Source organism: Aster yellows witches'-broom phytoplasma AYWB (assembly GCF_000012225.1).
Taxonomy (GTDB): Bacteria; Bacillota_I; Bacilli_A; order Acholeplasmatales; family Acholeplasmataceae; genus Phytoplasma.
Genome location: NC_007716.1, coordinates 119,025 through 145,343, shown reverse-complemented (window position 1 = coordinate 145,343; position 26,319 = coordinate 119,025). Strand labels below are relative to the sequence as shown.

Genomic DNA, 26,319 nt, shown 5'->3' with positions numbered 1-26,319 from the left:
TCGAAAAGTTTTTTTATTAGAAATATCTTCTATAATATGATTATTATCCAATTTAATAATTCTATCAAAATAATTAAAATCATTTTGGGTGTTTGTAAAAAAAACAAAAACTAATTTATTATTTAAATAAAAAAATAACAATTAAGATCAAATTTTTAAGTTGATCTTTTTTATTTCTTTTAAAAAACAAAAATTATCTAAACTTTTGGAACACCTCAATATAACAAAAAAACTACCTTAAAAAGGTAGTTTTTTCATTTATAAATTATTTATTTCTTTTAATTTAATAAAGACGCTTCAACAAAACCTTTAAATAAAGGATGTGGTTTTAATGGTCTCGACAAAAACTCAGGATGAAATTGTACTGCAATAAACCAAGGATGGCTTTTTAACTCAACAATTTCACAAAGATTTTGTTCTGGATTTATTCCAGAAACAACAAAATCATTATTTTTTTCAAATAAAGAAACATAATGAGGATTCATCTCAAAACGATGACGATGTCTTTCATAAATTATTTCTTGATTATAAATAGCTTTACTTTTGGTATTGGCTTTAAGATGGCACGAATAAGAACCTAATCGTAAGGTGCCTCCTAAATTGATATCAACTATTTTTTTAGTAATTACAGGATGAGGTGTCTTTTCATCAACTTCCAAAGAATTGGCATCTTGTAAATGCAAAACATTACGGGCATATTCAATAACTGCTAACTGCATACCTAGACAAATTCCAAAGAAAGGAATATTGTTAGTTCTTGCATAATTAATGGCTAAAATTTTGCCTTCAATAGCGCGGTTCCCAAAACCATAAGGAACTAAGATACCATCACAATCTTCAAAAAAGGAAGAAATATTATCTGACGTTACTTTTTCAGCATCTATCCATTTAATTTCAAGTTTACAATTATATTGATAAGAAGCATGTTTAAGAGCTTCTACAATTGATAAATAAGCATCATGCAAAACAATGTATTTACCTACTAGAGCGATGACTACTTTTTTTTCTAAATTTTGGATGCGTGTAATTAGTTGTTGCCAGGCTTGCAAATCGGCGGTTGGAAAATTAGTAAGTTTAAAATGTTGTAAAATAAAATCATCTATTCCTTGATGGTTCAAGTTCAGAATCATTTGATATAAAATATCAACATCTAAGGCTTCAAAAATAGCTTGTGAATTGATGTCGCATAAAGCAGAAATTTTATTTTTGGTTTCTTGGTTGATAGGAACTTCGCTACGTAAGACCAAAATTTGGGGTTGTATTCCTAAAGCGCGCAATTCTTTAAAACTGTGTTGAGTAGGTTTAGTTTTAATTTCTTTGGTTTTTTTTAAATAAGGAACTAAAGTGGTGTGAAGGTATAAAACATTGCGATAACCAAAATCAAAGCGCACTTGTCTGATAGCTTCTAAAAAAGGCGATGATTCAATGTCTCCTACAGTGCCTCCAATTTCTACAATAACAACATCAGATTTGTGAAAAAGAGCAGCATCAGTTAGTTTTTGTTTGATTTCTTCAGTGATATGTGGAATTACTTGAACTGTTTTACCTAAGTATTTGCCTTCACGTTCTTTATTGATGACGCTTTGATAAATTTGCCCTGCAGTGACGTTTGACTTTTTGCTCATGTTTTCATCTAAAAATCTTTCGTAATGACCCAAATCAAGATCAGTTTCAGCACCATCATCAGTGACAAAGACCTCACCGTGTTGATAAGGGCTCATTGTTCCAGGATCAACATTAATATAAGGATCTAGTTTTTGAATACTTACTTTAAGACCTCTATTTTTTAAAATTTGACCAATAGAAGCAGCAGTTATGCCTTTTCCTAGGCTTGAAACAACTCCTCCAGTAATAAAAATAAATTTAGTTTTTAAATCTTTATTATTCAAGTGTTTGTACTTCGCTTTCTTTATGATTGGCTTGTGTGGTACAATTGGAATTTTGATATGATTTTGGTTGGGTAGCAATATTTTCAGAGGCGGAAGATTTATAAGTTATTTGATGGGTTTTTGTAGGAGTTATTTTTTTACCAATAACAGTTAAAATAGGGATTTGAGTTTCGCATCTTTTTTGAGTGTGTTCTAAAATGCGATGATCAAATGCAACTATATTTTTTTTAACTAAGATAATAATGGTAGATCCGCCTGTATCAAAATAGCCTTTTTCTTGACCTTTTGAAAACGTTTGCAAAGGATAATTTTCGATTTTTCCTACCAATGTGGCTCCTACTTCTATTTGAACTATTTTACCAAAATTTTTAGTTTGTAAAATGCTATATTCGCGGGTGTTGGTTTTAAATACATCAAAACTTTCAAAGGCAATTGGGTTTACTGTATGTAATTTTCCTTTGATTTTACAAGGAGGCATTTGAAAAAAACCTTCATCTACAAAAAGATAACGGTGATAATCATGAGGTTCTAGGCGGAAAATAAGCAAATAACCTTCTTCGTATTCTTGAGCTAATGTGGGGTTTTGCAATAAATCAACTAAGCTGTAATTGGTTTCTTTAATGCAGTAGAGTGCTTTTTTGGCGATAGGATAAATGCTTAATTTGGATTCACAAGGACTGATAAAAGCAAAGTTGTCTTGAGGAATGGCAAGTTCTTTGTATTTTCTTGTAAAAAAATCATTATAAGAACTAATTTTTTGTTTTTCAAATAAGTTTAAATCAATTTGGTGTTTTTCAATGATTTTCAAAGCATATTGGCGTGACCAAGGAGAATAAAAATACAAATTAACTAACCAAGAAATAGGTTTAGTGATCAAAATTTTGAGAAGGAGTCTTTTCCAAAAGTTTTTTTCTAAGTTTGTATATAAAGTTTTTTGTAGGCGACTTGCTGGGTCTTGACAAATAATTTTGCCTTCTAAATTAACTATTTTCATATTTTAAATTACTCACTTTGTGGTTGATATTGGCAACAAATATTTTAATAAGATTTTAAACAACATAAATAGGATAAAATTTAGCGCTAATAATAAAATAATTGTTATTGTAGTTTTGGCTTTTGGCTTGGGGAAATGGATTTTTTTACAAAGAAATAAAAAAGTTAAAAGCAACATGCAGGCAAAATGAATCCAAAAAAAAGTAAGTCTTTGTTCGATAAAACCTAAACTTTTGAAATACCAAGTTTTGCAAATAAACTTAGCTAAAAATAAAAAAGGAAATAAAATAGCAGCTGCAGTTACAGGCAAACCTGTAAAATAAGAAGGGCTTTGGGAGTTGTATTTTTGGATTTCAGCTAAAACGTTATAATAAGCAAGTCTAATTAAGGCTGCCAAAAGATAAAAACCCCAAACTATCCAAACAAGCGCAAATAACCAACCTTCTTTATTTAATGTTGAAGTTTTATCTTTGAAACTCAAAGAATAGTTAATAAAAATAGGAAGGACACCAAAGCTTATTATATCAGCTAAAGAGTCAATTTGAATGCCATAGCTTTTTTCTGTGAGACTGCGATTTTTTTTGGTTCGACTTACAACACCATCGAACATATCACAAACGCCTGATATTAATAGGCAAATTAAAGCAGAGGTGTATTTACCGCAAGCACCAAAGCCAATGCCAAAAAAACCACTCATTAAATTTAGATGAGTTAAATAAGTTGTATAATTGTAAAAACCTAAAAACATATTATTTAACCTCGTTTTACTAATGTTTTTTATTAAACCATTTTTAGTTATTTAGAGTTTGGGTGAATAAAAAAGTAAGAATCCCTTATCCATCAAGAATAAAGGATATCATTGAAAAGAAAAAACTTGATAATTATTGATTGGTTGTTTGTAAATGCGAATTATAAAGTAATAATTATTTTTCATAAAGATGTTCGTATTCTTCTTCTAATGGATCTTCGTAATCATCTTTATCTTCTAAAATAATATCATCTTCAATTTTGTCATCATCTTTGTTTTGTTCTTCTGAAGGTTCGCCTTCTAAATCAAGCAAAACATCTTTTAGAGGGTCAGTTTGGTTAGTGTCTTTGTCAGAAAGGAAATCCTCAAAATCTAATTCTTGTAAATTGGTATCTTCGTCTAGAGGCTCGTCGTTTGAAGTTTTAGTTTTTTCAAAAAAATCTTTATCCCAAAAAAAATTATTATTTTCTTTAATAATTAATTGATTGTTTTCGCAAAAAACAAATTTCCCACTCAAAGTGATGTCTAAATAAAGTTGATTAGCTAAATTGGGATTGTTGTTTGAGATTTGATGTTTTTGCAATGTTTGTTTTAATAAATCATAGACCGAAACAGGATTTTGATGTTTTTTCATAATGTCATAAGCCGTTTCCAAAAGTGATTTTGGAGTTTTGGTTTTTTTCATAAAATGCCTCCTTTTAATGTAATAATATGATAAGCGATAAAATAAAAAAGAAAAATATAGGGGACAAAAAAAAACTTAGAATTCTATCAAATCTCCAGATGCTTTTTGCATGAGTTCTTTAGATTTTCTTTCTAATTTTTTCAAAGCAGCATTAAAAGCTAACAAAACGCTTTCTTGGAGAATTGCCTTATTGTGAATTTGAGAAATAATAACATCTACGACTTGTTTGGTGCCTTGTAAAACAATTTCTACATCCCCTGCTTTGCCAATAAATTCTTGTAATTCCAATTGTTGTTGAGCGTTTTCAATTGCTTCTTGCATTTTTTTTAATTTTTCAAACATATTAGATTGTCTTTTCATAATTTTTTGCTCCTAGTTAATTATTTCTACTATATCTTTGCCAAAAAAATCATAAGCTAGTTGAATAATAGCAGGTTTGCTTGATTTAGTCGTTTTGATTCGATACAAGTCAAGATCAAAATTGCAAGTAGCTGTGAATTGTGCAATTAATGATGGGTTTGTATGAGGATAGTTTTTGTTGTAAAAAATTTCTAAGGCTTGCCAATCTTGTTTTAAAAAAGCAATGTATTCTGTAATTGCAAAAGTTTCATTATTCAAAATTTCTAAAGCTTTTTGTTTGATGTTTTTTTGTAAAACAAGTTCAAAGACATCTTCATCTTCGAAAACTAAAATAATTTGTTGGGTTTGGCTCAAAGCAACTATTGTTCCTCTATCCAAAATTTCGGCTACACTTTTATAATAACTGTGAGCAGAATAATGATTTTTTAAATTTTTCCAAAAATTTGTTATTGTGTTTTTGGTTGGTTTGTCTTGATTAGATAAAATATTAATTGCAAATGATATTAAATCAAAAAGAGATGAATTGCAAAAATAAGGGTGTGTTTTTGTTGGTGATTTGGTTCCTAATGAGTTTTGGGAAGGCAAGTTATTTTGTTGAGTCAATTCAGAGATAGTAGAATTATTTTGAGGTTGTAAATCTTTTAGGGTTGAATGAAGATATTCTATTTTTTCTATTTTTGGTGTTTTTTTGTTTGCTATTGGAGTAAATTGAATTGATTTAATTTCTTCTGTTTTGTAAAAAGGGGGGTTTTCTAGTTTTTTTTGGATGGGTTTTGTTGGTTCATAATGCTCTTCGGCATTTGTTTCATCTAATTCAAGCAATGCTTGATTATTATTGGAAATTTTTGTTTTATTTGTTACAAATTGTTGGAATTCTTGTAAATCAGCTTGAAATTGAAAAGAATGTAAAGAGCATATTTGCAAAAAGGCAATTTCTACCAAAGATTTTTTTTGATCGCTTTTTTTGAGGTCTTGTTGTAATTTAATTAAGGTTCTTAAAAAATGATCAATGTGGTTTGTTTCTTCTAACAATAATATTTTTTGAGCTTGGGAAAGTTGCGAAGTTTTGGAATATTTTTTATTTTTGGCATTGCAAATTAAATAATCTTTGATAGCATCAATTAAATCTAAAATTAAAATATCAATATTTTTGCCTGAATCAATTGATTTATGAAGGAGCTGCAATGTTTTGGTCGCTTCTTTTTTTAGTAGATTTTGAAACAATTTTTTGATAACGCTAGCAGATACTGTACCTTTGATATTTGCAACATCTTCTGAAGTGATCAAATTGTTTTGATAAGCACTTACCTGATCTAACAAACTAAGGGCATTTCTCATTCCGCCTTCCGAATGATAAGCAATGCTTTTGATGGCGTCTTCAGTGATAAACATATTTTCCAAAGCAGCAATTTTGGTTAATTGTGCAGTGATGTTTTTGAGATTCAAATTCTCAAAGGCAAAACTTTGGGAACGCGAAAAAATCGTGTCAGGAATTTTATAAATTTCGGTAGTAATCAAGATGAAAACTACATGTTCAGGCGGTTCTTCTAAAATTTTTAACAAAGCATTAAAAGCGTTGGGCGTAAGTACGTGAACTTCGTCAATAATGTAGACTTTGTATTTGCCTGCGTGAGCTTTGTATTGGGCTTTGTCCTGTAATTCTCTGATTTCGTCAACCCCATTATAAGAAGCTCCATCAATTTCTGTGATATCTGTGTTTGCTTTGGCGAAGTTTTGGCAAAAATGACAAGAACAAAACGCTTCTCCTTGAATGGGCGACAAACAATTAATGGCTTTGGCAAAAATTTTGGCTAAAGTAGTTTTTCCAGTGCCTTTATTGCCACTAAAAAGATAACAATGATTGATTTTTTGGTATCTGATGGCATTTTTTAAAGTTTGGATAATAATTTCTTGACCAACAACATCTGCAAAAGTTTGTGGTCTGTATTTTCTGTATAAAACTAAATAAGACACTAAAAAAAACTCCTTTGATTAAACTATGCCCAAACCACAACAATAAATAAAGATAAATTAGAACATAAAAAAAATTTTATATAAAAAACTCCTAAATATTATAACACATTATTAGATGAAAATAAAGGTTTAATTTAGTTTAATTATTTAAATATATAAATACAATGTTTAACTTTTTAGAAAAAATATTTATTATTAAGAGATATTAGAAAATGAAAAAACAAATAAATTCGATTATTAATTATTATTTTACTAAAATTTTTTGATTTTTTTATCTTAATGGTGGAATTTTTTTAAAAAAATAGGTAATTTAAAAACTAATTTTTAAGCATTTATAAATAAGTTTTTTTATATTTTTTTAAAAAAACAAAACAAGATCAACTTTATAAGTTGATCTTGTTAATTATTTTCATTATTTTTTTAATTAACTAATATTTGGGATATATTTATGAGTGTTAAAAAATGGTTCTTGGAAAATACAACAAAAATTAACTATTATCTTTTTAGTGATTTATTGATTTCAAATTAAAACTATAATTCAAAATTTTAATATAATCTTCCATGAATTTCCAGTCTGGATTTTGATTAATATATATTGGGTAATTTAATTTTACTTTTTTCCATTCTAACATTTATCCAAATTAAAGTGTCGAGTTTATTTAAAAAACTTATAATAAAATCTGGTTACCCTTCACGATTGCCGCTTTTTGAAGCATTTTTAAGTAAATTATTAATTTTGGAATTATTAGATTTTTGTTCTTCTGCCATAATATCTTGTTATTTCGATATCCTTTTTATTATAATATATCGCGTACTAAATTTTATGTGTTTATTTAATTAATCATAGCTTTACTCCAATTTTTTTTGAATATTTTTTAACTCTTTTTTAAAGTTTAATTTATACTTTAAAAAATTATTACTAATTAAGATAATTTAACAAATTAACAAAATTAGTATTTATAATTTTATTATAACATATCATAAGAAAAAAAGTACAAAATTAGATTTTATCATATATAACAAAAAAAACAAATTAAAAATTGGTCTTTATATTATTTCAAAATATTTAATTGTCTAGTTTTTAGGGAACAATGAGATTAAATTAATTTATATTTTTTTATATTGATAAACTATAATATCGATTTTATTATCTTATTTGTTATCTAAAGGTTTAATAATGTGATCTTGAAATTGTATAAAATCTATTTTTTCTTTGCTATTTTAAAAGATTATTTATTTATCTAAATAAACGAAACAGTTAGTTTATAAATGAAAAATATTTTTAAAATACTAGTATAATATAATAGAGTGTTTTGATTAAAATATATAAAGAATATGACATTAACAACGATATTTGGAAGTCTATTTTAAAATCCTTAATTATATTTCTAACCATGAATAAAATAACTAAATTACCTAATAAAAAATTGGAGACAAAAACTAAAATTACCGAAACGAAATAATTCCCAAATAAAAACTTTCAAAATACAAAATCTTTAACTAAAAAATATTATTAAAAATTAACCAAAAGATATGCAAAAATTAACCCAACATCACACAAGAACACAAATAAAAAAGAAAAAGGACTTATAAAATGCAAAAAAAATCAAATTTCATCAAAACAATCATTCAAAAAGACCTCCAAAACAAGAAATGCAGCCAAATAATTACACGCTTCCCGCCTGAACCCAATGGTTTTTTACATTTAGGGCACGCCAGAGCTATCATTATTAATTTTGAATTGGCATATTTTTTTCAAGGAAAAACCCTTTTACGATATGATGACACAAACCCTTCCAAAGAAAAACAAATTTATGTTAATGCCATCCTCAACGACATCAAATGGCTGGGCTACACTCCTTACAAAATCACTTTTGCCTCAGATTATTTCCCTAAAATGTATCAAATGGCACTTTTTTTAATCAAACAAGGAAAAGCGTATGTTGATGACCAAACCGCTGAACAAATTGCCCAAAGTCGTGGTAATTTAAACCAAAAAGGCACCAATTCTCCTTATCGCAATCGCAGTATTGAAGAAAATATCTTGCTATTTGAAAAAATGAAAAAAGGCGAATTTGCAGAAGGCAGCAAAGTTTTGCGCGCCAAAATTGATATGCAAAGTCCTAACCTTAATTTAAGAGACCCCATTTTGTACCGTATTCTTTCTGCTTTTACTTTGAAACAAAAACATTGGCATATTTTCCCTACCTATGATTACGCTCATCCATTGGAAGATTCCTTTGAAAACATCACACATTCTTTGTGTTCTTTGGAATTTGAAGACCACAGACCTTTATATGATTGGATAATCAAAGAAACCCAAGCCAAACACACTCCACGACAAATTGAATTTGGAAGACTTAATCTCACACAAACTTTGATGAGTAAAAGGCACCTTAATAATTTAGTAGAAAAAAAATTAGTAAAAGGTTGGGATGACCCTAGAATGCCAACTTTATCAGGCATCCGAAAAAAAGGTTATACTCCTGAAGCTATCAAAAATTTTATCCTTGAAACAGGCTTATCCAAAGTAAATTCGCAAGTTAAACAAGAAATGTTAGAATCTTTTGTAAGAGATGACCTCAAAGGAAAATCATTGCCTCGAATGGCAGTCATAAACCCTCTCAAACTTACTATTACTAACTTTCCTGAAAACCAAATAGAAACTCTCAAAGCTCCTTGGACTAATAATTTTAATACTTGTAATTGTGGAAATGCAACACAAACCCAAGGAAAAAAACAAGAAAGAGAAATTTATTTTTCCCGTCATCTCTACATTGAAAAAGACGATTTTGCACTCCAAAAACTAGATAAAAATTATAAAAGATTGACTTTGGGCGAAGAAGTGAGATTATTTCATGCTTATTTTGTTAAAGCTTATGACGTTGTCAAAAACAAAAAAGGAGAAATAACAGAAATTCTTGCCACATATGACCCCCAAACCAAAAGCGGCAGCGGTTTTAAAGACAGAAAACCAAACGGAACTATTCATTTTACAGAAGTAAAGACTGCTTGCAAAGCCACTTTTAATTTTTTTACTCCACTACTTTGCAAAAATGGCAATTTCAATGAAAAATCCTGGCATATCAAAAAAGGTTTTGTAGAATCAAGTTTAAAAAAATGCTGTTGTTTTCAAAATCATTTTCAATTTCTCAGACAAGGTTATTTTGCAGCAGACAAAATCATCAAAGACACAAATGATCAAACGCAAGAACTTAATTTCAATGAAGTAGTAAGCTTAAAATCAAATCCTCAAAAATAAATTTGTTCTCCCAAAAAAATAAATACCACCAAATCACACCAACAAAAAAAACACTACAAAACCAAACAAAACAAAAATGATAAACAACGAAATAAAAGGTATAAAAATGTTTTCCAATAAAAACAATTTTTTAGAAAAATTAAATAAACCCTTGAATCAAACCCAACTTGCAGCAGTCACAAGCAATGCTAAATCTTTTTATCTAGCAGCAGGCGCAGGAACTGGTAAAACCACCACTTTAACTGCTAAAATTGCTTATTTAATCGAACAAAAAAAATTGCCAAGCAACCAAATTTTAGCCCTTACTTTTACCAACAAAGCTGTTAAACAAATGAAAGAAAAACTTGACCAAATGATTGGTAAAGAAAAAACCAAAGGCATTACTATTTGCACTTTTCACTCTTTAGGAACCCAAATTTTGAGAAAATTTATTCCCTTTTTGCCATTTTCATATCGCAACAATTTCAAAATTTTAGATGACAATGATTGCAAAAAAATCCTCAAAGACATTTTAAAAGAAATGAACATAGATCCAAAAAGAGTAAAAATTAGTGAATTAAAAAAAAGCATTTCTGATATTAAAAGAAAACACGAACCACAAAATGAAGATACTTTGCAACACTCAACCCAAAAAGAAAAGAATTATCAACGTGAAAAAAAATACGAATTCGAAATGCCAATAAAAGTCAAATATCAAATTTTTTTGCAAAACAACAATTTAGTTGATTTTGATGACCTAATTTTATACACGCACCAACTGCTCCAAGAAAATGCCAATGTAAGGGTTTTTTATCAACAAAAATTCCAATATTTATTAGTTGATGAATTCCAAGATACTGATTTTTTTCAATACCAAATTTTAACTCTTTTAGCCAAAGAGCACCAAAATATTTTTGTAGTAGGGGATCCTGACCAAAACATTTATTCTTTTCGAGGAGCCAGATTTGAAAACAGCCAATTATTCTTAAACAAATTTAAACCTAAAATAGCCTTTTTGGAAGAAAATTACCGTTCTTCTAAAAATATTCTAGACAAAGCCAATCTTTTAATCAAATACAACAAAGCCCACCTTTTTAAAAAAAATCTCAAAAGCACTAAAAGCGGAGGAGAGCCTGTTATTTGCAAGTTTTTTGCAGATTACAAAGAAGAGACAAGATACATCGCAAAAACGATACAAAACCTCGTTTTACAAGGTGTTTATAGCTATCAAGATTTTACTATTTTATATCGCACTAATATTTTGGGACGCCCTTTGGAAGAAAAATTCTTAGCAAACAACATTCCTTATCAAGTTTTTGGAGGTGCTTCCTTTTACCAAAGCAAATTAGTCAAAGATTTTTTAGCTTATCTCAATTTTATTGCAAATCCCTCACAAGATTTTAATTTTAAACGTATCATTAACACCCCTAAAAGAGGCATTGGAACAACTTCTCTTTTACATCTAGAAAAACTTGCTCAAGAAAAAAAAATAACTCTTTTTGACACCCTTAAATACCTAGACCAAACTCCAATTCAACCAAATGCAAAAACTAAACTAAACGAATTAAAAAAATTAATTACAAATTTGCGCCAAAAACTAATTAATGATTCTTTTGACTGTCTTAGTGATATAATTACTTATATTGATGAAAAAATTGAGTATTGTCGTAAAAACGATGAAACTTGCAAAATGCAATCAATAAAAGATTCTGATTCTGATTTATATTACATAGAAGAATTAAAATCAGTTTTTATGCAAGCAGAAAAAAATTTGGAAGGAAGCATTTTTGAAAAATTAACCCAACTTTTAGATCAAATATCTTTGTATAATGAAACTAACGAACAAACCGAACAAGACTCCAAAAACCCAAGCAAAAACGATCGCGTTAAACTTTCTACTATTCACAAAGTCAAAGGTTTAGAATTTAGAGTGGTTTTTATAACTGCTTTTGAAGATATTTTTTTTGATTGTAACCAAAAAGAAAAAAGCGATTTAGAAGAATCAAGACGTCTAGCTTATGTAGCAGTTACAAGAGCTGAAGAAAAGTTATTTTTAACTGGGGCTTATCAAAGATTTTCATACGGCAAACAAATAGACAGCCAACCTTCGCGCTTTTTACAAGAAATGGGAATTTTTCAAAAAGAAACGCCAAGATCAAATTATTTTTCCCCACATTTATTTCAACCTAACCAATCAAACCAAGCATCTTTCACTAATGGAAATGGCTTTTTTCAAAAAGGAGACAAAGTCAAACACAAAACTCTCGGCTTAGGTGTAGTTGAAGCTATCATGCAAGATTTAATCCAAGTGCGTTTTATAAATTACCAAAATGTAAAAATATTTGAAAATACAAATGATTTTCTTGCTAAAATAAAAGAGTAAGTAAATTTTTAAACATTGATGAAAAAAACGAATCATCCCATCATTATTTTATTAAACCAAAAAATTAAAAAAACAACAAATCAAAATTAAAATTCAAAGGAGATTTTTTATGAATTATACAGTTTTTTTTGTAACTATTTGTACTTTTATCGTTTTAAGTACTTTATTTTTAGCAGATAGCAACGACAGCTTTTCTTTGGGAAATTCTTTTTCCGAACAAAAACAAAGACGCAAAGTTAAAGGCGAACAATTCTTCTTAAACTGCTTTCTTACTGTTTTAACCATGGCTTTTTTTGGACTTTCCCTTTGGTGCCAACAATAGTTGATGCCATATGCAATTAGAACAAAATACCTTAGCTTGGCACAATCATCGCAAAAAATACATTAATGCTTCCGAAGTAGCAGCTATCATGGGCTTAAATCCATTTGAAACCAAAGAACAATTATTAAAAAGAAAAGTTTTTGGAACTTCAATCGAAGACAACGAAGCAATGAAACGCGGACGAACTTTAGAACCCAAAGCAAGAAATTTTTTCAACCAAACACAAAAAATGCAATTCGAACCAAAAGTCTTTGTCAAAGATTTCATGTCTGCTTCTTTGGATGGATGGGACGTCCAATCTCAAAGCCTCTTAGAAATCAAATGCCCTATTTCTTTTGCCTCTTATACTTGGCAAAACTTTTTGAATGAAGACAAAATCCCTAATATCTATTATGCCCAACTCCAAGCCCAAATTTATTGTTCCCAACCAATTAAAGCTTACTTTTTAGTCTATCAAAACGACCAAACCAACAAAACTATCGAAGTCAAGGGAGACCAGAATTTTATCACAAACATGTTGGAACAGTGCAATCGTTTTTTTCAATTATACTTAAAAACTAAACAATTACAAAAACAACCATAAAAAAAACTATAAAATTTACTCATTTATAATAAAAATAACATATTAAATATTTCATTTAATTTAACCACATTTAATGACAAATTTTACCATAAGAAAACGACCCTAAAAAAAGAAAAAACCACTTAAGTAAATATTTAATTATATTGTATCTCTTTTTATTATTGACAAAAAACAAAAAAAGAGATACAATATAATTAGTATTGGTAATTTTTAATTTTGAGATTGTGGAAAGGAGATATTAATGCCAAAAACTGTTTTTCGTAAAGGAGAAACTATCGAAGAAACGCTACGTCGCTTTAAAAGAGAAGTTTCTAAATCTGGTGTCCTAGCAGAAGCGCGTCGCAAAGAACATTATATTAAACCAAGTGTACAAAAGAAAAATCGCCAAAAAAATATGCGTAGTAAAAAGCGTTAATGTTTTAATCAATTAAAAGCTACTTGAAACAAGTTGCTTTTTTTTATTTTATGTTTTATTATATTTTATTAAGTTTTTTTGAAAATGTCTTTTTATTTTATTCATTCAAACGTTAGTTAAAATCATCAAAAAAATAATCTCATTTTGAAAAATTACGAAAAAACAACTGCAACCACAACCACAAATAGGAAATACTAAATGATCATTAAAATACATAATCAAACTTCTTTTTGCATCAAACCTTTTAAATCTTTATTAATTAAAATGTTTTTGCCCATCAAAGAAAAAAAAATAATGCATCTCATTTTTGTTACCAACGAAAAAATTCAAGAACTTAATTCCTTTTATCGCCAAAAAAATTATCCAACAGACGTTTTGTCTTTTCATAATGATTTAACTTTTTTTGCAGGTTTAGAAGACAATTCTTTAGGAGATGTTTTTATTTCTTTTCCCAAAGCCCAAGAACAAGCAAAAACATTCAAGCACAGTTTAGAACGCGAAATTGCTTTTTTAGCAGTGCATGGTTTTTTGCATCTTAAAGGTTATCAACATCGAACCGAAGAAGAGTTTCAAATAATGCTTGCTTTACAAGAAAAAATTTTACAAAAAGTAGGTCTCAATTTAGACAAAACCAAATAAAACAGCAAAACCCCCAAATCCAAGAAAAAACAAATAATAAAACACACACAAAAACAACAACAAGTAAAAATAAAAAACAAAAAAATAACCAAGAAATTGAGGACTTACATGGATTTTAAATCTGGTTTTATTGCTATTTTGGGACGACCAAACGTCGGCAAATCCACTCTTCTAAACGCATTAACCCAGCAAAAAGTGGCCATAACAAGCGCCAAACCCCAAACAACACGAAACAAAATTATTGGCATTTGCCACGATTCTAACGCCCAATATATTTTTGTAGACACCCCAGGAATTAACCAATACAAACATTTATTGAACCAAAAAATGAACAACATCGTTTTTCAAAGCATCAAAGACGTTGATTTAATTCTCTTTTTAACAGATTCCTTTTATCATCCCAAAGAAGAAGATTTATTAAAGATAATTTTTCAAACCAAAAAAACAGTTTTTTTAGTCATCAACAAAATTGACAGTTTAAAAAGCAAAAGCCAAATTGATGCTATTATTTTGAGCTATTTAAATCATTTTTCTTTTCAAACAGTAATCCCACTTTCCGCTATCAAAGCCAAAAACACCACTTTTTTAAAAGAAAATATCTATCAAAATATCAAACCAGGAGTCGCTTACTATCCGAAAGACATGATTACTGATCAAAAAAAAGAAATTTGGATAGCAGAAATGATCCGCGAAAAGGTCCTTTATTATGTCCACGAAGAAATTCCTCACGCCTCAGCTGTAATAATTGAAAAAATGGAACAAAAAGAACATTTATTAGAAATTTGGGGCTTGATTTTGGTAGAAAGAAGCTCCCAAAAACAAATCTTAATTGGTAAGGCAGGCTCCAAGCTCAAACAAATAGGAACGCATGTCCGCCAAGACCTCAATTGCCATTTGCAAATCAAAACTCACATTAATTTATGGGTAAAAGTGTATCCTAATTGGCGTAATCAAAAAGATTTATTAAGTCGCTTTGGATATTAAATAATTATAATTAACAAAAAAAACTCAAAAAACAAAATCATAAAAAAACGTAAAAATCGAAAACGCAAAGATCAAAACTTTAACACCAACAACAAAAAGGAGCTTTGGGATGCAAAATTTAGAGAAAGTTATTTCATTAGCCAAACAAACAGGATTTGTGTTTGCAGGCAGCGAAATTTATGGAGGACTTGCCAATAGTTGGGATTATGGACCTTTAGGTAGTTTATTAAAAAACAACATTAAAAAAGCTTGGTTGCAAAAATTTGTCCAAGAACAACCCAATAATGTTTTGTTGGACGGCTCCATTTTGCTTAATTCTGCCGTATGGAAAGCCTCAGGTCATCTGGATTCTTTTTCGGATCCCCTTACTGAAAATCAAGATAACAACAAGAGATTTCGCGCCGATAAACTCATCGAAACACACGATCCGCAGTTAGATATTAGCGGTTGGTCCTACGAACAAATGCATGACTATTTAGTCAAAAACCAAGTCTTAGGAACTTCCAACTGGACACCAATCAGACCTTTTAACATGCTTTTTCAAACCCGTCAAGGGGTCATTTTGAAAAACTCAAAACCTCTATATTTAAGACCTGAAACAGCACAAGGAATTTTTATCCAATTTAAAAATATTTTAAAAACCACCAGAAAAAAACTTCCCTTTGGAGTCTGCCAAATTGGAAAAGTATTCCGCAACGAAGTAACACCAGGCAATTTTATTTTCCGTACTTGTGAATTTGAACAAATGGAACTAGAATTTTTTTGCCAACCCGGTACCGAAACCCATTGGTTTAACCATTGGAAAAAACTAATGTATGATTTTTTAATTATTTTAGGTATGAACCCACAAAATTTAAAATTTAAAGATCACAAAAAAGAAGACCTCAGCCATTATTCAAAACAAACCTGCGATATTTTATTCAAATTTCCTTGGGGTTTTGACGAACTTTGGGGGATCGCCTCAAGAACAAATTTCGACCTGAAAACCCACCAAAAAAACTCCAAAAAAGATCTTACTTATTTTGACGAAACTACCAAACAAAAAATTTTACCCTATGTTATCGAACCTTCTTTAGGAATAGAAAGACTATTTTTTGCTTTTCTAATTAACAATTACCACGAAAACAGCACTTCCAACGAAACAAGGCAAATCCTTTCTTTTCACCCTTTTTTAGCGCCTTACAAAGTAGCTGTTTTGCCATTAATCAAAAAAAAACACAGCGCCAAAGCCCAAGAAATCAATCAATATTTAGCCAAATATTTTGATGTTTGTTACGATGAGACCAAAAGTATTGGCAAAAGATACCGCAGACAAGATATGATCGGCACTCCTTTTTGTATCACTGTAGACGATCAAACCCTTACCCACAACATAATTACTTTAAGAAATCGCGACACTGCCCAACAACAAACCTTTTTGCTAACAGAAGTCAAACAATACATCCAAGAAAAAATCATTTTAAAATAACGGATAAAAATGAAAGATAACAAACAATTAATTAATCAAATCAACGAAAAAATGACTATCCTTGATTTAGTTCAAGAATTTGTACAATTAAAAAAATCAGGTAAAAATTACATGGGATTATGCCCTTTTCACGATGAAAAAACGCCCTCTTTTTCTGTTTCTCCTGAAAGAAATATAGGAGTTTGCATGTCTTGTAAAAAAGGCGGCAATCCTGTTTTTTTTTACAAAAGCATCAAAAACATCCATTTAAATCAAGCCATTTTTGAACTGGCAACCCGATTAGGAATCAATACTTCCCTGCGCCAAAAAAACACCAGTCAATACCAAAAATTCTACAACATCATGCAAGAAGCAACAGATTTTTATGCCCATCAATTAAAAAATAACAAACAAGTCCTCAATTATTTAGAACAAAGAGGCTTTGGCAATGAAATCATAAAAAAATTTAAATTAGGTTATGCTCCCAAAGCGTCCCATTTATCACGCTATTTAATTGAATTTGCTAAATTTGATCCTGATGACCTCAAAAAATTAAACCTCATCAATCAAAACGACAAAACCGGAAAATTTTATGATTTTTTCAAAAACCGCATCATTTTTCCCATCACTAACAAATCAGGCCAAATTGTTGCTTTTTCCAGCCGTAGTTTAGATAATAAAATACCTAAATATCTCAACAGCCCCGAAACAGTAATTTTCAAAAAAGGCGAGAATTTATATCAATACTACGAAAACCAAGCTGAAATCAGAAAAAAACAAACAGTCATTTTGCATGAAGGTTTTTTTGATGTTATGGCATCTTTCAAAGCCCAAGTCAAAAACGTAGTTGCTACCATGGGAACCAATCTTACTTCGGTTCATACTAGACTATTAAAAAAACTCACCGACAAAATAATTATTGCCTATGACGGCGACAAAGCAGGAAAAACAGCTACTTTAGAAATTGGAACCTTTCTACAAAAAAACAACTTCCAAGTTCAAATATTGGTTTTTCCCAATAATCTAGACCCCGATGAATACATCAAAACTGAAGGGCCCGAAAAATACCAACGCCTCCTAACCGATGATTTAAAAGATTTTTTAGCTTTAAAAGTAGATTTGATTTGTCAAAAAATGGATTATTACAACCAAACTCAAACCAAAAAAGAATTACAAAAACTGTTCAAATCATCAAGCTTTGAAATCAAAATAATTTATCAAGAATACTTACAAAAAAAATATCAACTAACAGTTAATCTTAATTCTCAAGTCTCCATTGACAAAACCCCAAAACCTCTTTACATTGCTCAAACCAAACAACAATTAAATGCAATCAAATTTGACATTAAAATAGAAATAATCATAGAATTACTTTTAAATGCTGCTTTTTTCAAAACCCAAAACCCCAAAACATTTGCCATCATCAAAAAAACCCCCGGTTTTAACGACTTGCAATGTAATTGTCTACTAAACTATATTAAAAATTATTACAAAAAAAATCCTCAACAAAACTATATTCCTTGGGAAGAAATAAAAAACACCACATTTAAAGAAAATATTGATGATTTATTGACATCTATAGAAAAACATCATTTTTTCCAAATGCAAAAGCGTCCTCTTTTAAAAGATAAAGAAGGCAAAATATTTAGCAATTATATAAAAGAATTAGAAATCAGAGACAAAATAGAACAAAAACAACAAAAAATAAATGAGTTAAATGATAAATTACTTCAAATAGATAATACCGAAAAAAACAAATTACAAAAAAACAAAGACAAACTCAAAAAAGAAAAACAACAATTACAACAACAATTAAGCGAATTAGTAAATGATATATTTTGTTAAAAAAACAAAAAATCATCCAAAAAGCCAAAATCAAAACAAGTTCATAGACAAATTTTAATTAAAAAAAATGGAGTTAATAAATGGAATTAGATAACATAATCAAAACTTTAAATGAGCAAGCTGGAAGAAAAAAAAAACTAACATCTCAATTAATTATTTCTTTTTTGCAAAATCAAAACATAAAAATACCATATCAACAAATAGCACAAAACTTAAACGAACAAGGGATTCAAATTATTTCTTGCGAAACACAAGCAGCTACATCTCTAAATAAAAACCACAATAAAAATGATACAAACAACCAAACAAATACCCCCAATGATGTTTTTACTGACTTTGATTCCGGATCAACAAATGCAAATTTAGAAAAAACAGATGAAAACAAAGATGAAGATAACACGCAAGACTCAGAAGAAGACATCCAGGATTTTGACATTTCTGAAGAAGACTTAATATCAGATGAAAAAATCACAGAATTAGAAGAAGATGAAGATGAAAAAATTTCTAAAGAAGAAATTTCTAAAATCCATTCTGATATTAAAATGGATGACTCAGTTCGCATGTATTTAAAAGAAATTGGTCAAATTCCTTTGCTTTCACTGGCAGAAGAACAAAAAAAATCCATTTTAGTTTTTTTAGGAAAACAAGCCAAACAAAAGCTAGCCAAACATAAAACCAAAGAAATTGAATTATCCGAAGATCAACTCCAAGAAGCACATGACCAAATCAAACAAGCAAGACGCGCAAAAGATATTTTGGTAGAATCCAATTATAGATTAGTAGTTTCAATTGCCAAACGTTATATTGGAAGAGGAATTTTGTTTCTTGATTTAATTCAAGAAGGTAATATGGGCTTAATGCGTGCAGTAGATAAATTCGATTATCAAAAAGGATTTAAATTTTCTACTTATGCCACTTGGTGGATCAGACAAGCTATAACAAGAGCGATTGCCGATCAAGCAAGAACTATCCGAATTCCTGTACACATCGTAGAAACTATTAATAAAATGGCACTTTGTACTCGAAAATTAACTCAAAAACTTAAGAAAAAACCTACAGTCGAAGAGTTAGCCGACAAAATGAATATTTCTGCTGAAAAAATTCGCAGCATCCAATATATCGAAAAAAAACCCATCTCTTTGGAAGCCCCTGCACGAGAAAACGAAGAAGACGAAACTTCTTTGGGCGATTTTATCTCAGATCCCAATATTTTATCTCCCCACGAATACATGATGAAAGAGGTAACTCAAAAACTTTTAGATGAAGTCCTAGAAAACACCTTAACTGAACGCGAGGAAAAAGTATTAAAAATGCGCTATGGTCTTTTAGATGGAAAAACCCACACTTTAGAAGAAGTAGGTACTTTATTTGGAGTTACTAGAGAAAGAATCCGCCAAATTGAATCAAAAGCTCTAAGACGACTCAGAACTCCAGCTAAACAAAGCAAATTAAAAAGTTTGTACCACAACCACAAATAAAATGAAACGAATCTCTTTTATTGCGTCTCTTACTAAAAATTATGACACTGTTGTAGACATCGGCACAGATCATGGTTTAGTCCTCAAAAAAGCTTTTCAACAAGGCTATATAAAACAAGCAATTGCAGCAGATATAAGATTAAAACCTTTATTTCAAGCCCAAAAAAACCTTACTTGCTATCCAGTTACTTTTTGTTTAAGTGACGGATTCCAAAACATTTGCCAAGATTTTGATCTTGCCCTAATTTGTGGTATGGGAACTTATGCTATCACTAAAATACTTGAAAAAACTCCTGATAAAAGTAAACATTTTATATTAGGATCACAAAGTAATCAAGATTATCTTCAAGGATGGCTATGGAAAAACGATTTTCAAATTTTAGAAGAATATCATTTATTTGACAAATTTTTCTATCATTTTTTAAAAGTAACTCGCAAAAGCTAATTTTTGCTTCCAATTCCACATCTATGATTAAACCAAGCTATTAAAATAGTTTGGTTTTTTTATTATAAATTAATAATTGTGCAATTTTATAAAAAAAAAGACCAATAATTAAATTGGTTTTAATGCTATATTAAAATATTTTGATTTGCTAATATTTTACAAAAAGTTTTTAATTAGAAATTGGCTTGTTTTGAGCTTTAAAAATAATATATTTTAAAATTACAGAATAACTCTAGATAAAAAGGATACAAATACAAAAAAAAGAAAAAATAAATGACTAATAAACTTTAAAAGACTTATTATTTGTTGCTGTTAGATTTAAAATAACATAAATATAATCTATTTTAAATAAAAATACAACAATATATAAAAAAATAACATAAATTAATGGATGAATGTAGGCTATATAAATTTATTATTTTTCAACCCAAAAGGAGTTATACAAAAAAAGAAAAAATATAAAATAGTAATATAGGTATTTTAAAATTGATTTAAAAATAAAAAAGGATGATTTTGAAAAGCTTGAAATTTTTCTATCATTATATAATATGTATTAAAGCGGTCAACAAAATATCTATAACCACTATAAAGGCTGAATTACAAAACCATTTTTGATTTCACAAAGGCTTAAAAAAATAAAATGTTAAAACAAAAAGGATTAAAATATTGCTTTGTTTAGTAAAAAATAATAACAAATTAATAATTTTTTTATCTTGAAAAATGATTTTTTGAATATTCCAAAAAAACAATTATTAGCAAAATGAAAAAAAATATGTACAAACCGCAATTTTAATCTATATTTTTTTATCATAAAATTATTTTTTTCCAATTATAAAATATAAAAATGAGGGTAATTAAAATCTTTTTCAAATTGCAAATAAAGCCCACCAGTATAAAGAGAATTTTTATTATCTGAAATATAAATAATTTCTTTGTTGTTTGAAATTAAATCTTCATAAGTACCATCATAAAATATCACTTTAAACCCAAAATGCCCATATTTTTCAACTTTCCAAAAGCCTTTTTATACCATTAACAAAAAAACCATCCGAAGTATAAAAATATTTTTTTCTATTCTTATATTTGTTTGCATTAATGAAATAAACTAAAAATAAAGCCAAAGTAAAAAGACCCATAAAAACCCATATAAATATTTTTTCTGATTGTTTTATTTGCATAAAACACCTCTTTTAAGTTTTTTTTCATTTTTGATATAAATTAAAAAAGTTCTATAAAAAATATTTTGTAAAGGTTTTATTATTAAAAAAAGAAAGACAGTAATATATTTATTTTATGCTTCCTTAACAATATATTTTTTTATTTATTCAAATGCACTAAAATAGCTTTTTGAACTTTTTCATAATCTTGAGGAAGCATCAAAGAAGCATTATTTTTAAAAACTACATTAATTTCTTTTTCATCAAAACGAGGAATTAAATGCACGTGATAATGAAAAACAGTTTGACCTGCTACTTTGCCGTTATTATTTAATAAATTGATTCCCTGAGCTTGAAAAACATCAATTAATACTTTGCTTATTTGATGTACTACTTTAAACAAATGGGCAAAAACAACTTCAGGCACCATTAAAATATCGCGATATTCTTGTTTAGGCACCACCAAAGTGTGTCCTTTGGTCGCTTGGGTAATATCTAAAAAAGCAACCACTAAATTATCTTCATAAAGTAGATAACCAGGTATTTGTTTTTTGATAATTTTAGTAAAAATAGTTGACATAAAAACTCCTTTAAATTTGTTTTTTTTGATAAATAAAATTGGAAGCAAGCGCCAATATTATAAATTTATTCCATTTTGCGTAAAATATTTTTAAAATTACACTTAGCAATTTGAGGCAAAATCTCTAATCCGTGTTGTTTTACTATCAAATCAATTTGCAAATCTAACAATTTGCCTGCTCCTAATTGCAATTTAAAATTAATTTGCTTAGAAAGTTTTGCTATTTGCGTTAAAAAAAGATATCTAGCAATAACAGAAGCCACAGCAACACTAAAATAAGAACTATCAGCCTTGGTTTCAAAAATAATGTTTGTATAAACCTCATTTTGGTCTTTTTGGTCTTGCAAATAATTAAAATAATTTTTAGGAAAACAAAATTGATCTAAAATAACAGGAACATTTGGAGGGGCTTTAAAAACAGTTTGCTTAATTGCTTCGTTATGCATTAAAGCCTTGATTTTATTCAGATTACATTGTTTGATTATTTGATTGTATTCCAAAGGCATCATTATTTTAGAAGAATAAATAACTTCTTTCATAATTAAAGGAGCTATATTTATTATTTTTTCATCTGAGATTTTTTTGGATTCGGCAATAATTCCTAGGTTTTGTAAAAAAGCAATATTTTTAGCAGTCAAATAAACACAACAAACAACAACAGGACCAAAAACGTCTCCTGTACCTACTTCATCAGAACCGATGGATGGCAGATAATAAGTTTTTTTATTGTTAAGTTGCAAAAATAAATTTGTCCCCAAATTGCTTTTAGTTTTTAACGTTGGGGCTTTTTTGACTAACGAATAACTAACTTCTTTTATTTCGCTATTATCGCTCACTGTTTTCATTTTCAACATTTTTTTAATAAAAGAAACCATAAAAAGGGCATTTTTCCCTTGCACCAACAAAGTTCCATTATTATAAACTGTTATTTTAGCGAAAGATTTGTCTACAACAAAAGCAACCGTTTTATTAGCTGATAATTTTAATTGTTTGCGGTAGAATTTTTTAATTGTTAATAATTGATTGTTGTTCAATTTTAAACTATAATTTGACATCACTCAACACATCCTTAATATTTCTTGCATTTGGGCATTTTTTGTTGTCTTAGGTTTTCCAAAAAAGACAAAATTTATAATCACTTCTTTTATTATATATCACAATAAACTAAAAAAAATAAAATAACAAGCTAATAATTGCAATTTATATAAAAAAAATTAGAATATTTGAAAAACATTCTAATTTTTAATTGAAAATTATTCTTGGTTTATTTTTTTAATTAAATTTTTTATAAATAGAAAATTTATAAATTAAAAGGAGCAAAAATTGTTTTGAAACTTGAGTTTATAAATAAAAAAAATTTGCAAATGATAAGAGAATTTGAGGTGTTCCAAAAGTGTGAGTCTTTTTTTGTTTCAAAGATTAAAAAAAAATTTCATATCTTTTCTAAAAATGTTTTTAGAGAGGAATTAAATGTTAAGATAAAAAATTATTTAAAGATTTTTTAAAAAAATAAAAAGAATTTAGAAATTCGTAATAAATTAATCGAACTTCATTTATCTTTAGTAAAAAAATAGTTTATCAATTTAAATATTGCCCTAAATTTTTTAACTAAAGAGGTTTTGTATCAAGAAGGGATTTCAGGATTAATCAAATAAACCCCTCCAAAAAATATTTACCGACATCACTTATTTCAAAAATCCCCAAGTATTTTTATATTTTTTTTGCATCATTGATTCTTTCAACAACCAAATTATCGCTTTCCACACTTCCAAACATCAAAAAAAAAAAAAAAGAATTAGTTTTAAACACCATCCAAAAATTACCTCTATTAAAAAGAACCTTGTATCATTCATTCCAATCAAGGAACAGTTTATTCGGCCAAACGAAAACCATCTTACAAAGTCAACATCCTTTTTTATTTCAAAAATCAAACAAAAAAGTTAAAATTACGTTAAGAAAATGAAATTATAATTATTTTTGTAGTTTGAAAAGATATGAAATTATCTACTTAATTTTTTATCCTTAAATAAAAATTTTAGAGACAAAATTTATCTAAAAAAGGGAATAGCACAGAATTTTGGTATGCAAAAATGAGATATTAATATATTAAAATATTATATTTTTAGTTAAAAAATGATTTAATTTTAAAGAATATTTATAATCCTAAGACAAATCAAGGCAAGAAAAAGAAGAGAAAAGGAAAAAGGGTAAAAAGTTATTTATTGTGATTCAATAAAAAATTTTAATATCAAAAAGAAAGATATCATTGTAAAAAATCTCAAATAGTTTTTAAAATAATGGAAATAAGCTAAATAATTCAAAATTTGCTAAAACTACTTAAACTGTTAAAATAATAGGAATAATAATTGGATTCCTCAAAGTAATTCCGTATATTTTAGAGGCAAGATAATCAACGATAATTTTGTTTAAAGTCTCTTTTTGCACTTCATCTTGTTTAATAGCTGTTTCAATGCTATTTTTAATATCATAAGAAATTTGTTTAATCATTTCTTGATTATCTTTCATATAAATAAAGCCACGAGAAACAATTGTTGGTAAATTAAGGACTTTTTTTCTTTTTAAATCAATGCTCATAACAACAGAAAATAAGCCTTTTTCACTCAGACTACGGCGTTCTTTTAGGATAGAATTGCCCACATCGTCTATCCCAGAAGCATCGATAAAGATGTTACCCACGTTCATTTTTTGGGTAATGGCGGCTTTTTCGGGAGCTAAGTTTACCATTTGTCCATTTTCTAAGATGAAAATATTACTTTCTGGAATGCCACATTCTAGGGCTAAATTTTTGTGTGCAATTAGCATGCGATGTTCGCCGTGAACTGGAATAAAATATTTAGGTTTGGTAAGCGAAAGCATTAATTTCAGGTCATTTTGGTTGCCGTGTCCTGATACGTGAGTTTTAATTAAAGGTCCGTGAGTTATGATGTTGACATTTTTTTTGAAAAGCAAATCAAAAATTTTATTAATGTTTTCTTGGTTTCCAGGAATGGGAGAAGAAGAAAAAATGATAGTATCTTTGGGGCTTAACTTAATTTGTCTGTGAGTGTTATTGGCCATTCTGCTTAAAGCTGCTAAGGGCTCTCCTTGTGACCCGGTGCAAAGTAAGATAATATCACGATATTTGTGAATGTTATTGTTTGTGACAAGGGCGCCTTCAGGAATGTTAAGATAGCCATGTTTTTTACCAATTTCCAAAGCTTTTTCCATACTGCGACCAAACACTGCAACTTTTCTTTTAGTCTGAATAGCAGCTTCTACAATTTGTTTTATGCGGTAAAAATTAGATGCAAAAGTAACAATAATGATGCGGTCTGCAATATTTACAAAGAGTTCATTAATGGAATCCCCAATAGTACTTTCAGATTGGACCAACCCAGATTGCTCGGCATTAGTAGAATCAGAAAGGAGGCATAAAACACCTTCTTGTTTAATCTTGATTAATTTGTCGTATTCCGCTTCTGGACCTACAGGAGTATAATCAATTTTAAAATCCCCAGTATAAAAAATATTACCGTATTTGGTGTTAAAAACGATACCAAAAGTGTCAGGAATAGAGTGGTTAAGCCTGATGAAAGAAACGTTTACTTGATGTCTAAATTCGTATTTGGTATCATGGCTGTATTTTTCTATTTTGGGTAGGGTACCAATTTCTTTATGCTCTGCTAATTTGTGTTCCAACAAATAATATGCAATCCCTGAGACAAAAATTTTAGGAATACGCACTTTTTTAAGCAAATAAGGAATGCCTCCAATATGATCTTCATGTCCGTGAGTAACAAAAAGCCCTACAATGCGAGATTCGTTTTTCAATAAATAATCATAATCAGGAATGACGTAATTGACTCCTAACAAAAAATCATCTGAAAACAAAATCCCTGAATCTACAATAAAAATTTGCTTGTGAATTTCAAAAACATACATGTTTTTGCCAACTTCGCCAAGCCCTCCCAAAGCAAAGAAAGAAACATCGGAATTATAGCTATTAATCTTTGGGTCTAAATTATTCATAAAAATTATTCTCCTTTAAATCTTATTAAAATCAATAAAAAAACTGCTAAGGTTTCCTATTTTAACGATTATTACTACCTATATTATAGTATAATATAAGCAATAATTGTAATTAATTATTG

At 28.6% G+C, this 26,319-nt stretch carries 22 protein-coding genes and 1 pseudogene; 13 read left to right on the top strand and 10 right to left on the bottom strand.

Annotated features, from left to right (window positions below; translation table 11 throughout):
• Positions 1–278 precede the first annotated feature (278 nt).
• The 6 genes from AYWB_RS00580 to dnaX all read right to left on the bottom strand — a co-directional run bounded on the left by AYWB_RS00580 (position 279) and on the right by dnaX (position 6,649).
• Positions 279–1,889 (bottom strand): CTP synthase, encoded by a 1,611-nt coding sequence (locus tag AYWB_RS00580; protein WP_011412405.1) that lies wholly within the window; start codon positions 1,887–1,889, stop codon positions 279–281.
• On the bottom strand, positions 1,882–2,883 hold the full coding sequence (locus AYWB_RS00575) for a phosphatidylserine decarboxylase (RefSeq protein WP_011412404.1): 1,002 nt from the start codon (positions 2,881–2,883) through the stop codon (positions 1,882–1,884). The genes AYWB_RS00580 and AYWB_RS00575 overlap by 8 nt, the downstream gene beginning before the upstream one ends.
• Positions 2,884–2,895: 12 nt before the next feature.
• Positions 2,896–3,630 (bottom strand): CDP-alcohol phosphatidyltransferase family protein, encoded by a 735-nt coding sequence (locus AYWB_RS00570; RefSeq protein WP_011412403.1) that lies wholly within the window; start codon positions 3,628–3,630, stop codon positions 2,896–2,898.
• A gap of 175 nt (positions 3,631–3,805) precedes the next feature.
• Positions 3,806–4,315: a DNA-directed RNA polymerase subunit delta gene (gene rpoE / locus AYWB_RS00565; protein WP_011412402.1), complete on the bottom strand. Its 510-nt coding sequence runs from the start codon at positions 4,313–4,315 to the stop codon at positions 3,806–3,808.
• 75 nt (positions 4,316–4,390) lie between these two features.
• On the bottom strand, positions 4,391–4,675 hold the full coding sequence (locus tag AYWB_RS00560) for a YbaB/EbfC family nucleoid-associated protein (RefSeq protein WP_011412401.1): 285 nt from the start codon (positions 4,673–4,675) through the stop codon (positions 4,391–4,393).
• A 12-nt stretch (positions 4,676–4,687) separates the two neighbouring features.
• Positions 4,688–6,649 (bottom strand): DNA polymerase III subunit gamma/tau, encoded by a 1,962-nt coding sequence (gene dnaX, locus AYWB_RS00555; RefSeq protein ID WP_011412400.1) that lies wholly within the window; start codon positions 6,647–6,649, stop codon positions 4,688–4,690.
• Positions 6,650–8,243: 1,594 nt separating this feature from the next.
• On the opposite strand from dnaX, the gene glnS reads away from it, so the two are divergent.
• The 11 genes from glnS to AYWB_RS00500 all read left to right on the top strand — a co-directional run bounded on the left by glnS (position 8,244) and on the right by AYWB_RS00500 (position 20,431).
• Positions 8,244–9,911 carry a glutamine--tRNA ligase gene (gene glnS, locus AYWB_RS00550; RefSeq protein WP_011412399.1) on the top strand — a complete coding sequence of 556 codons (1,668 nt, stop codon included), beginning with the start codon at positions 8,244–8,246 and terminating at the stop codon, positions 9,909–9,911.
• 106 nt (positions 9,912–10,017) lie between these two features.
• The gene (locus tag AYWB_RS00545; protein WP_041639798.1) at positions 10,018–12,273 is read left to right on the top strand and encodes an ATP-dependent helicase; all 2,256 of its coding nucleotides are present in this window, start codon (positions 10,018–10,020) and stop codon (positions 12,271–12,273) included.
• A gap of 109 nt (positions 12,274–12,382) precedes the next feature.
• Positions 12,383–12,595 (top strand): hypothetical protein, encoded by a 213-nt coding sequence (locus AYWB_RS00540; protein WP_011412397.1) that lies wholly within the window; start codon positions 12,383–12,385, stop codon positions 12,593–12,595.
• A 10-nt stretch (positions 12,596–12,605) separates the two neighbouring features.
• Positions 12,606–13,178 carry a YqaJ viral recombinase family protein gene (locus AYWB_RS00535; RefSeq protein ID WP_011412396.1) on the top strand — a complete coding sequence of 191 codons (573 nt, stop codon included), beginning with the start codon at positions 12,606–12,608 and terminating at the stop codon, positions 13,176–13,178.
• A 241-nt stretch (positions 13,179–13,419) separates the two neighbouring features.
• Positions 13,420–13,593, top strand: a complete 174-nt coding sequence (gene rpsU, locus AYWB_RS00530) for a 30S ribosomal protein S21 (RefSeq protein ID WP_011160972.1) — start codon at positions 13,420–13,422, stop codon at positions 13,591–13,593.
• A 198-nt stretch (positions 13,594–13,791) separates the two neighbouring features.
• Positions 13,792–14,232, top strand: a complete 441-nt coding sequence (gene ybeY / locus AYWB_RS00525) for an rRNA maturation RNase YbeY (RefSeq protein ID WP_011412395.1) — start codon at positions 13,792–13,794, stop codon at positions 14,230–14,232.
• Between the two features lie 108 nt (positions 14,233–14,340).
• Entirely contained in the window at positions 14,341–15,216 is an 876-nt protein-coding gene (gene era / locus AYWB_RS00520; protein WP_238374415.1) for a GTPase Era, read from the top strand.
• A gap of 109 nt (positions 15,217–15,325) precedes the next feature.
• Positions 15,326–16,684, top strand: a complete 1,359-nt coding sequence (locus tag AYWB_RS00515) for a glycine--tRNA ligase (protein ID WP_011412393.1) — start codon at positions 15,326–15,328, stop codon at positions 16,682–16,684.
• Between the two features lie 9 nt (positions 16,685–16,693).
• On the top strand, positions 16,694–18,508 hold the full coding sequence (gene dnaG, locus AYWB_RS00510; RefSeq protein ID WP_011412392.1) for a DNA primase: 1,815 nt from the start codon (positions 16,694–16,696) through the stop codon (positions 18,506–18,508).
• 80 nt (positions 18,509–18,588) lie between these two features.
• Positions 18,589–19,986: an RNA polymerase sigma factor RpoD gene (rpoD, locus tag AYWB_RS00505; protein ID WP_011412391.1), complete on the top strand. Its 1,398-nt coding sequence runs from the start codon at positions 18,589–18,591 to the stop codon at positions 19,984–19,986.
• Position 19,987: 1 nt separating this feature from the next.
• Entirely contained in the window at positions 19,988–20,431 is a 444-nt protein-coding gene (locus tag AYWB_RS00500; RefSeq protein WP_011412390.1) for a class I SAM-dependent methyltransferase, read from the top strand.
• Between the two features lie 829 nt (positions 20,432–21,260).
• Here AYWB_RS00500 and AYWB_RS03845 read toward each other — a convergent pair.
• The 3 genes from AYWB_RS03845 to rnhC all read right to left on the bottom strand — a co-directional run bounded on the left by AYWB_RS03845 (position 21,261) and on the right by rnhC (position 23,223).
• Positions 21,261–21,410: a hypothetical protein gene (locus AYWB_RS03845; protein ID WP_160122690.1), complete on the bottom strand. Its 150-nt coding sequence runs from the start codon at positions 21,408–21,410 to the stop codon at positions 21,261–21,263.
• Positions 21,411–21,748: 338 nt separating this feature from the next.
• Positions 21,749–22,168 (bottom strand): HIT family protein, encoded by a 420-nt coding sequence (locus AYWB_RS00495; RefSeq protein WP_041639793.1) that lies wholly within the window; start codon positions 22,166–22,168, stop codon positions 21,749–21,751.
• 65 nt (positions 22,169–22,233) lie between these two features.
• Entirely contained in the window at positions 22,234–23,223 is a 990-nt protein-coding gene (gene rnhC / locus AYWB_RS00490) for a ribonuclease HIII (protein WP_238374414.1), read from the bottom strand.
• A 425-nt stretch (positions 23,224–23,648) separates the two neighbouring features.
• On the opposite strand from rnhC, the pseudogene AYWB_RS04490 reads away from it, so the two are divergent.
• Positions 23,649–23,820: pseudogene (locus AYWB_RS04490) on the top strand (sigma-70 family RNA polymerase sigma factor); the annotation flags it as partial.
• 77 nt (positions 23,821–23,897) lie between these two features.
• On the top strand, positions 23,898–24,131 hold the full coding sequence (locus AYWB_RS03550) for a hypothetical protein (protein ID WP_011412386.1): 234 nt from the start codon (positions 23,898–23,900) through the stop codon (positions 24,129–24,131).
• Between the two features lie 374 nt (positions 24,132–24,505).
• Here AYWB_RS03550 and AYWB_RS00485 read toward each other — a convergent pair whose 3' ends face one another.
• Positions 24,506–26,197 (bottom strand): ribonuclease J, encoded by a 1,692-nt coding sequence (locus AYWB_RS00485; protein WP_011412385.1) that lies wholly within the window; start codon positions 26,195–26,197, stop codon positions 24,506–24,508.
• Positions 26,198–26,319: the final 122 nt, after the last annotated feature.

What these genes read in the sequence shown, in the direction of transcription:
- AYWB_RS00535 (WP_011412396.1), top strand. Translation starts at nt 12,606, where the DNA reads ATGCAATTAGAACAAAATACCTTAGCTTGGCACAATCATCGCAAAAAA.
- AYWB_RS00500 (WP_011412390.1), top strand. Translation starts at nt 19,988, where the DNA reads ATGAAACGAATCTCTTTTATTGCGTCTCTTACTAAAAATTATGACACT.
- era (WP_238374415.1), top strand. Translation starts at nt 14,341, where the DNA reads ATGGATTTTAAATCTGGTTTTATTGCTATTTTGGGACGACCAAACGTC.
- AYWB_RS00570 (WP_011412403.1), bottom strand. Translation starts at nt 3,630, where the DNA reads ATGTTTTTAGGTTTTTACAATTATACAACTTATTTAACTCATCTAAAT.
- AYWB_RS00495 (WP_041639793.1), bottom strand. Translation starts at nt 22,168, where the DNA reads ATGTCAACTATTTTTACTAAAATTATCAAAAAACAAATACCTGGTTAT.
- AYWB_RS00560 (WP_011412401.1), bottom strand. Translation starts at nt 4,675, where the DNA reads ATGAAAAGACAATCTAATATGTTTGAAAAATTAAAAAAAATGCAAGAA.
- AYWB_RS00575 (WP_011412404.1), bottom strand. Translation starts at nt 2,883, where the DNA reads ATGAAAATAGTTAATTTAGAAGGCAAAATTATTTGTCAAGACCCAGCA.
- AYWB_RS00515 (WP_011412393.1), top strand. Translation starts at nt 15,326, where the DNA reads ATGCAAAATTTAGAGAAAGTTATTTCATTAGCCAAACAAACAGGATTT.
- dnaG (WP_011412392.1), top strand. Translation starts at nt 16,694, where the DNA reads ATGAAAGATAACAAACAATTAATTAATCAAATCAACGAAAAAATGACT.
- AYWB_RS00545 (WP_041639798.1), top strand. Translation starts at nt 10,018, where the DNA reads ATGTTTTCCAATAAAAACAATTTTTTAGAAAAATTAAATAAACCCTTG.
- rpsU (WP_011160972.1), top strand. Translation starts at nt 13,420, where the DNA reads ATGCCAAAAACTGTTTTTCGTAAAGGAGAAACTATCGAAGAAACGCTA.
- ybeY (WP_011412395.1), top strand. Translation starts at nt 13,792, where the DNA reads ATGATCATTAAAATACATAATCAAACTTCTTTTTGCATCAAACCTTTT.
- AYWB_RS00485 (WP_011412385.1), bottom strand. Translation starts at nt 26,197, where the DNA reads ATGAATAATTTAGACCCAAAGATTAATAGCTATAATTCCGATGTTTCT.
- AYWB_RS00540 (WP_011412397.1), top strand. Translation starts at nt 12,383, where the DNA reads ATGAATTATACAGTTTTTTTTGTAACTATTTGTACTTTTATCGTTTTA.
- rpoD (WP_011412391.1), top strand. Translation starts at nt 18,589, where the DNA reads ATGGAATTAGATAACATAATCAAAACTTTAAATGAGCAAGCTGGAAGA.
- rnhC (WP_238374414.1), bottom strand. Translation starts at nt 23,223, where the DNA reads ATGTCAAATTATAGTTTAAAATTGAACAACAATCAATTATTAACAATT.
- rpoE (WP_011412402.1), bottom strand. Translation starts at nt 4,315, where the DNA reads ATGAAAAAAACCAAAACTCCAAAATCACTTTTGGAAACGGCTTATGAC.
- glnS (WP_011412399.1), top strand. Translation starts at nt 8,244, where the DNA reads ATGCAAAAAAAATCAAATTTCATCAAAACAATCATTCAAAAAGACCTC.